Origin of the sequence: Pseudonocardia sulfidoxydans NBRC 16205, assembly GCF_007989085.1 — a bacterium.
Lineage (GTDB): Bacteria > Actinomycetota > Actinomycetes > Mycobacteriales > Pseudonocardiaceae > Pseudonocardia > Pseudonocardia sulfidoxydans.
The window spans coordinates 19,824-27,434 of record NZ_BJVJ01000072.1 but is presented as its reverse complement, the minus strand read 5'-3'; the positions used below and the strand labels follow the sequence as shown (position 1 = coordinate 27,434).

General features: G+C 71.9%; 7 protein-coding genes. 4 read left to right on the top strand and 3 right to left on the bottom strand.

Annotated features, from left to right (window positions below):
* Both ctaD and PSU4_RS24980 read right to left on the bottom strand, forming a co-directional pair.
* The coding region (ctaD, locus tag PSU4_RS24985) for an aa3-type cytochrome oxidase subunit I (RefSeq protein ID WP_147113308.1) at window positions 1-1,549 on the bottom strand (1,549 nt) is incomplete at its 3' end.
* Between the two features lie 291 nt (window positions 1,550-1,840).
* The gene (locus PSU4_RS24980; protein ID WP_147113324.1) at window positions 1,841-2,920 is read right to left on the bottom strand and encodes an NAD-dependent epimerase/dehydratase family protein; all 1,080 of its coding nucleotides are present in this window, start codon (window positions 2,918-2,920) and stop codon (window positions 1,841-1,843) included.
* 103 nt (window positions 2,921-3,023) lie between these two features.
* On the opposite strand from PSU4_RS24980, the gene PSU4_RS24975 reads away from it, so the two are divergent.
* The 4 genes from PSU4_RS24975 (at window position 3,024) to PSU4_RS24965 (ending at window position 7,039) form a co-directional block, all read left to right on the top strand.
* Window positions 3,024-4,238, top strand: coding sequence for an alcohol dehydrogenase catalytic domain-containing protein (locus PSU4_RS24975; protein WP_147113303.1), 1,215 nt, complete (start codon window positions 3,024-3,026; stop codon window positions 4,236-4,238).
* Between the two features lie 98 nt (window positions 4,239-4,336).
* Window positions 4,337-4,504 (top strand): hypothetical protein, encoded by a 168-nt coding sequence (locus tag PSU4_RS31980; protein WP_222596387.1) that lies wholly within the window; start codon window positions 4,337-4,339, stop codon window positions 4,502-4,504.
* Window positions 4,501-5,529, top strand: a complete 1,029-nt coding sequence (locus tag PSU4_RS24970) for a glycosyltransferase (RefSeq protein WP_147113300.1) — start codon at window positions 4,501-4,503, stop codon at window positions 5,527-5,529. Before PSU4_RS31980 ends, PSU4_RS24970 begins: the two co-directional genes overlap by 4 nt.
* Before the next feature lie 130 nt (window positions 5,530-5,659).
* On the top strand, window positions 5,660-7,039 hold the full coding sequence (locus PSU4_RS24965; protein ID WP_147113296.1) for a M14 family zinc carboxypeptidase: 1,380 nt from the start codon (window positions 5,660-5,662) through the stop codon (window positions 7,037-7,039).
* 19 nt (window positions 7,040-7,058) lie between these two features.
* On the opposite strand, the gene PSU4_RS24960 is transcribed toward PSU4_RS24965, so the two are convergent.
* Window positions 7,059-7,505 (bottom strand): response regulator, encoded by a 447-nt coding sequence (locus PSU4_RS24960; RefSeq protein ID WP_147113293.1) that lies wholly within the window; start codon window positions 7,503-7,505, stop codon window positions 7,059-7,061.
* Window positions 7,506-7,611 lie beyond the last annotated feature (106 nt).

Below are 7,611 nucleotides of genomic sequence, written 5' to 3'. Positions count from 1 at the left end.
GGGAGGCGCCGAAGCCCCACGGGTCGTCGACGGTCACGACGCGCCCGTACCGGTAGGACCGGAACACGTTCCACACGAACGGCAGCATGGACACCCCGAGGACGAACGCCCCGATCGAGGAGATCGTGTTCAGCGTGGTGAACCCGTCGGTGGGCAGGTAGTCGGCGTAGCGGCGCGGCATCCCCTCGTTGCCCAGCCAGTGCTGCACCAGGAACGTGGTGTGGAACCCGACGAACGTCAGCCAGAAGTGCAGCTTCCCGAGCCGCTCGTCGAGCATCCGCCCCGTCATCTTCGGGAACCAGAAGTAGATGCCGCCGAACGTCGCGAACACGATCGTCCCGAACAGGACGTAGTGGAAATGGGCGACGACGAAATAGGTGTCGGACACGTGGAAGTCCAGTGGCGGGGACGCCAGCAGGACCCCGGTCAGACCGCCGAACAGGAACGTGGCGAGAAAGCCGAGGGCGAACAGCATCGGTGTCTCGAAGGTCAGTTTTCCCTTCCACAGCGTGCCGATCCAGTTGACGAACTTGATGCCCGTCGGGATCGCGATGAGGAACGTCGTCAGGGAGAAGAACGGCAGCAGCACCGCGCCGGTCGCGAACATGTGGTGTGCCCACACGGCCGCGGACAGCACCATGATCGACACGCTCGCATAGACCAGGCCCTTGTAGCCGAACACGGGTTTCCGGCTGAACACCGGGAAGATCTCGGTGACGATGCCGAAGAAGGGCAGCGCGACGATGTAGACCTCGGGATGGCCGAAGAACCAGAACATGTGCTGCCACAGGATCGCGCCGCCGTTGCCGGGGTCGAACGCGTGCGCGCCGAGCTGCCGGTCGGCCAGGAGCCCGAGCAGTGCGGCCGTGAGCACGGGGAACGCGATCAGGATCAGGACCGACGTGAAGAAGATGTTCCACGTGAAGATCGGCATCCGGAACATCGTCATGCCGGGGGCGCGCATGCAGACGACCGTCGTGATCATGTTGACCGCGCCGAGGATCGTGCCCAGTCCGGCGATGACGAGCCCGGTGATCCACAGGTCGCCGCCGACCCCGGGGGAATGGGTGGCGTCCGAGAGCGGGGAGTAGGCGAACCAGCCGAAGTCGGCGGCGCCACCCGGGGTCAGGAATCCCGCCATGACGATCAGCCCGCCGAACAGGAACAGCCAGTACGAGAACGCGTTGAGCCGCGGGAACGCGACGTCGGGGGAGCCGATCTGCAGCGGCAGGATGTAGTTGGCGAAACCGAACAGGATGGGCGTCGCGTAGAGCAGCAGCATGATCGTGCCGTGCATCGTGAAGAGCTGGTTGTACTGCTCCGGGGAGAGGAACTGCAGTCCGGGGCGCGCCAGTTCCGCGCGCATCAGCAGCGCCATCGCGCCGCCGAGGAAGAAGAACCCGAACGCCGTCGTCAGGTAGAGGAACGCGATGTCCTTGGGATCGGTCGTGTGCAGCCAGCGCAGTAGCCGACTTCCCTTGCCGGGGCGGGCGGGCGCAGGAGGCGCCGGGTGGAGGAAGGCACCCGGCGCCGGGTCGGTCCGGGTCATCTCAGCGGTCCGTCACGGCACTGGCCGAGAGCCACGCGATGAACGGGGCGAGCGTCGCGCTCGGTTCCACGACTCCTCCTCGGGTCACGCCCGGACGTCGGCGGCCGGGTGGCGTGCGTCTACCCATCCGCAGCGCCGGCAAACACCGGTCCCGGCGCCGTGTTCGTCCCGGCGCTGCGGGGTGACGGGCCGGCTCGCCGCCGACGCACGGCCTGGCCGACCGAGACCTGTGAGCGGCAATAGTCGCTATAGCGACTATTGCCGCTCACAGGGTTGCTCGGCGGTGACGGGTCAGGGCCGCTCGCCGACTCCTGACGCGATCTCCCCGAGCCGCGCGGGGCCGCCCGCGTCGGGGCTCAGCGCCGGCGTGGGCCCGCCGGTCGGTTCCGCCATCCCGGTGAGGAACGACGACAGGGCCTGGGTCGCCGTCCGCTGCGGCGTCCACCCCAGCTCGGCGCGGGCCCGTCCGGTGTCCATGATCGGCAGCCGCAGCACGGCGTCGAACAGCCCGGGCGTGGCGGGCGCGAGGTGCAGGCGCCACGCCGCGGCGAGCGCCCCGCGGACCACGGCCCGGGGGACCGGGACGAGCCGGGCGCGCAGCAGGCCGGCCAGTGCCGCCATGTCGACGACCGGATCGGCCGCCAGGTTGAACGCGCCGCGCGCGTCGCCGGTCACGGCCAGCCGCACCGCCTCGCCGACGTCGTCGGAGTGCACCGCCTGGAACCGCAGGCCGGGGACGTCGGGTAGCACCGGCAGCCGGCCGGGACGCAGCAGGCTCTGCGGCACGAACGGGCCCGCGAAGAGCCGGCGCTGCTCGACCGCGGCCTCCCGGTGGAACACGAACGCGGGCCGCAGCCGGACCAGCCGGGTCTGCGGGTGCTCGGCCTCCCAGCCGTCGAGTGCCCGTTCCAGGTACGCCTTCTCGCGGGTGTAGGCGGCCCCGGGCCAGCCGTGGGTCGGCCAGTCCTCGTCGACGGGGTGGTCGGGTCCCGCGCCGGTCTCGTCGGGGCGCGCCGAGTACGCGCCGACCGACGACGCGTACACGACCGTCGGGACCCCGGCCGCGGCGGCCGCCCGGAACACCGCGAGCGAGCCGAGCACGTTGACCCGCCACGTCAGGACGGGATCGTGCGTGGGCTGGAACAGCCACGCGAGGTGCACGAGCGCGTCGGCGCCGCGCAGCACCTCGGTGAGGTCGTCGGTGGCGACGTCCTTGCGTACCCACTCGACGTCTCGCACCCCGTCGGGGCCCGGCCCGGACGGGGGCCGGCGGGCCACGCCCACGAGGGAGTCGACGGCGACGTCGCGGGAGAGCGCGCGCAGCACGCCCGAGCCCAGGTTGCCGGTTGCTCCGGTCACGACGACACGCATGACGTCGGGATGACCGGCCGCGCCGGGGTCAAACCTGTTTGCCCACATCGACGAGGGGTAGGGCGGCGATGATCGCTCGTTTCCCGAACCCCGGAGGAGCCACATGCGCGCACTGACCTGGCACGGCAAGCGCGACGTCCGCGTCGACACCGTGCCCGACCCGACGATCCAGGCATCCGACGACGTGATCGTGCAGATCACCTCGACCGGGATCTGCGGATCGGACCTGCACCTCTACGAGGTCCTCGGACCGTTCCTCGACGAGGGCGACATCCTCGGCCACGAACCGATGGGGCGCGTCGTCGAGGTCGGGCCGGAGGTCACGAAGGTGGCCGTCGGCGACCGGGTGGTGGTCCCGTTCAACGTCTCGTGCGGCACGTGCTGGATGTGCGGCAACGGGCTGTACTCCCAGTGCGAGACGACCCAGGTCCACGAGTACGGCAACGGCGCCTCGCTGTTCGGCTACACCAAGCTCTACGGCCAGGTCCCGGGCGGGCAGGCGGAGTACATGCGGGTCCCGTTCGGCAACGCGCTGCCGGTGAAGGTCCCCGACGGCCCGTCCGACGACCGGTTCGTCTACCTGTCCGACGTGCTGCCCACCGCGTGGCAGGCGGTGCAGTACGCCGACGTCGCGCCCGGCGGCTCGCTCGTGGTCCTGGGCCTGGGCCCCATCGGCGACATGTGCACCCGGGTCGCGCGCCACATCGGCGCGCAGCAGGTCATCGGCGTCGACCTCGTCCCGGAACGGTTGGAGCGCGCCGCGGCCCGGGGCACGACCGTCGTCGACCTGGACGGCGTCGGCTCGGGCGAGGGCGACGAGGAGCTCGGCGACGTCGTGCGCGACCTCACCGGCGGGCGCGGCGCCGACGCGGTGATCGACGCCGTCGGCATGGAGGCGCACGGCTCGCCCGGCGGCAAGGTCGCCCACCAGCTCACGGGCCTGCTGCCCGACGCGCTGGCCGCGAAGCTCATGACGACGGCGGGCACGGACCGCCTCGGTGCGCTGCACAGCGCGATCGACGTCGTGCGCCGCGGTGGGACGGTCTCGCTGTCGGGCGTCTACGGCGGCATGGCCGACCCGATGCCGATGCTGACCATGTTCGACAAGCAGATCCAGCTGCGGATGGGACAGGCCAACGTGCACCGCTGGGTGCCCGACATCCTGCCGCTGCTCCTCGACGGGGACCCCCTCGGTGTCGACGACTTCGCGACGCACCGGCTCCCGCTGGAGTCCGCACCGGACGCGTACGCGACGTTCCAGGAGAAGGGTGACGGGATGGTGAAGACCCTGCTCGTCCCGGGTGCGCACAGCGGGTGACCGTCGACTGCGCAGAGTAGTAGTCGGGACGGGTGGGTTTATCCGGCCGTGGCGCGGCGATATGGGGCGCCATGACACCGCGGCAATCCCGTCCGGTCGTGATCGGGCCGCTCGGCCCCCTCACCCGGGCCCACGTCTGCCCGGTCGCCGGCCACCCCGCCTGCGTCGACCCGCCGACGGTCCTGGCCGCGGTCGAGGCGCTGAGCGGCGCGTCCGGGCGGTCGCGGACGGGCCGCCGGCCCCGCCCGGTCGGGAGGCCCGCATGAACATCCTCGTCTGGCACGTGCACGGCTCGTGGACGACGGCGTTCGTCCGGGGCCGCCACCGCTACCTGCTGCCGACGCTGCCCGAGCGGGGCCCGTGGGGCGGCGGTCGGCCCACCGCCTGGGACTGGCCGGGGTCGGCGGTCGAGGTCGCGCCCGAGGAGCTCGGCGACGCGGGCGTCGACGTCGTCGTCGTGCAGCGCCCGCAGGAGCTCGACCTCGCCCGGGAGTGGCTGCACCGCGACGTGCCCGTCGTCTACCTCGAGCACAACGCGCCACGCGGCCCCGCCGCGACGACGGTCCATCCGGTCGCCGACCGCGACGACCTGCTGCTCGTGCACGTCACCGCGTTCAACGAGCTGATGTGGGACAACGGGTCCACGCCGACGGTCGTCGTCGAGCACGGCATCGTCGATCCCGGGCACCTGTGGACCGGCGAGCTGCCCGTCGCGGCCACCTGCATCAACGAACCGGTGCGTCGCAACCGCATCACCGGCACCGACCTGCTCGCCCGGTTCTCGGCCGACGCGCCGCTGGACGTCTTCGGGACGGGCACCGCCGGGATCGGTGCCACCGCGGAGGGCAGCGGCACCGCGTCCGGCGCCGCGGGCCGTGTCCGGGCCTGCGGCGACCTGCCCCGGCCCGCGCTGCACGCCGCGCTCGCCCGTCGTCGCGTCTACCTGCACACCGCCCGCTGGACCTCGCTCGGCCTGTCCCTGATCGAGGCGATGACGATGGGCATGCCCGCCGTCGTCGTCGCCTCGACCGCGGCCCCCGGCGCGGTGCCCGCCGCGGCCGGTGTCTGCTCGGCCGACCTCTCGGTGCTCGGCGCCGGCCTGCGGCGCTTCGTGTCCGACCCCGACGCGGCCCGGGCCGCCGGGGCCGTCGCCCGCGCGGCGGCGCTCGAGCACTTCGGCCTCGACCGGTTCCTGCACGACTGGGACGACGTCCTCGACCGCGCCGCCGGTCGCCACGTCGTCCGTCCGACCCGCTCCCGGCGTGCCGTCCCAGCGCCGACAACCCTGTGAGTGGCGATAGTCGCTATAGCGACTATCGCCACTCACGACCCCGTCTGCCGCGTCAGGCAGGGCGTCTCCCGCCGCGCACACGTGAACACGCGCCGATAACGCGCAGAGGGGCCTCGGCGAACCACTCCGCATGCCGTATCTCACCGTGGAGCAGATCGAGTCCGGCCTGACCGACCTCACGGCCCGGTACCCGAGCGTGTGCCGCCACATCGCGCTGCCGCACCGGACGTTCGAGGGCCGGACCGTCACCGCGTTGCGCATCGGCAGGCACGGCGACCACGGCAACCGCGCGGGAGTGCTGTTCCTCGCGAACGTGCACGGCAACGAATGGGGTGGATCCGACACCGCGCTGACCTTCGCCTCGGACCTGCTGCAGGCATGGGAGACGGGGACCGGGCTGACCTACGGCGACACCGTGTTCGACGCCGACGACGTCGCCTCGGTCATCGACCTGTGCGACGTCTTCGTCGTCGGCTGCGTCAACCCCGACGGCCGCGCCTACAGCCAGGAGGCCCCCGAGAACAAGGACTGGCGCAAGAACCGCCGGCCCCTCAACGACACGGACCCCCGGATCGGCGCCGACGTCAACCGCAACTTCGACTTCCTGTTCGACATCGACACGGCGTTCGACCCGTCCGTGACCGACGCACCCACGATGGGCAGCCTCGCCCCGCTGAGCGACCACTACCAGGGGATCGGCCCGAACTCGGAGGCCGAGACCCGCAACATCGTCTCGCTGCTCGACGACCACCCGAACATCGCGTGGCTGCTCGACATCCACTGCACCGGCGGCCAGGTCATGCGCAGCTGGGGCGACGCCCCGACCCAGTCGTCGCGGCCCGAGCAGACCTTCTTCAACCCGGACTTCGACGGCGTGCGGGGCGTCGCCGACGTGAACCGGTACGGGGAGTACATGGACCCGGACGACCGGGCTCGGATGGACGATGCGGTCTCGGCCGTCGTCACCGCGGTGCGGGGGGTCCGCCAGGAGAGGTACAGGGGCGTGGCCCTCTACGACCGGCCGACGGCGGGCGCCGGTGTCCAGAACCCCATGTCGGGCGACACGATCGACTACGCCTACTCCCGCCACCTCGTGAACCCCGACGCGTCCTGTGTGTACGGCCTGGCCATCGAGTTCGGCCTCGACGACGACCCGCAGCCGCCCGACGACGAGATGCAGCGGATCACTGCCGACGTCAGTGCCGGCATGGTGGCGCTGTGCCTGCAGGCGCGCAGGCCCGTCATCTACGTGGAGGTGGAGGAGCCGCCGATCCTCACCCCGGACTTCCGCATCCTCACCGGCATCATCGACGGCGGCCCGGGCTGGGTGTGGGTGAACGGCCGCCCGGTGTTCGTGAAGCCGCCGGACCCGCGGCTGTACGAGCTGTTGCGGCGGGTCGGGGAGTTCCAGGTCGCGCCGGAGCTCTACGGCCCCGACGCGGTGGGGCCGCAGCGGAAAGCGCTGCTGCAGATCGCGGAGCTGGCCCAGGGGCTCCTCGACGAGCTCTGACGGCGGCCGAACACCGGTCTCAGACCTGGTCGTGCTGCGGGCGGGCGGCGGCGAACACGCACACCAGGAGCTTGTCGATCTGGCGCACGGCCTCCGCGACCTGCCCGAGGTCGACGGGTTTGGTGATGTAGGCCTGCGCTTCGAGCTCGATGCTGCGGACGATGTCGGCCTCGGCCCGCGACGACGTCAGCACGACGACCGGGATGTCGCGCAGCGCCGGGTCGGCCTTCATCTCGGCGAGGACCTCCCGGCCGTCGCGGCCGGGGAGGTTGAGGTCGAGCAGGACGAGGTCGGGCCGCGGATCGTGCTCGTACGGGGCCTCCCCGCGCAGCCGGGCCAGCGCGGCGATACCGGTCGTAGCCACGTCGAGCCGGTTGCGGAGGTCGTCGGCGAACGCCTCCCGGGTGATCATGACGTCGCCCGGGTCGTCCTCGACGAGCAACACGGTGATCGGAACAGGTGCCATGACGGTGGGTCTCCACGGCTCGGGGCGTGCCGGACGACGGTGCGGCGAGTCTGCCACGGGGCCGTGCCGAACCGCAGGCCAGAGACCGGTGCGGGCGGAGGTGAAG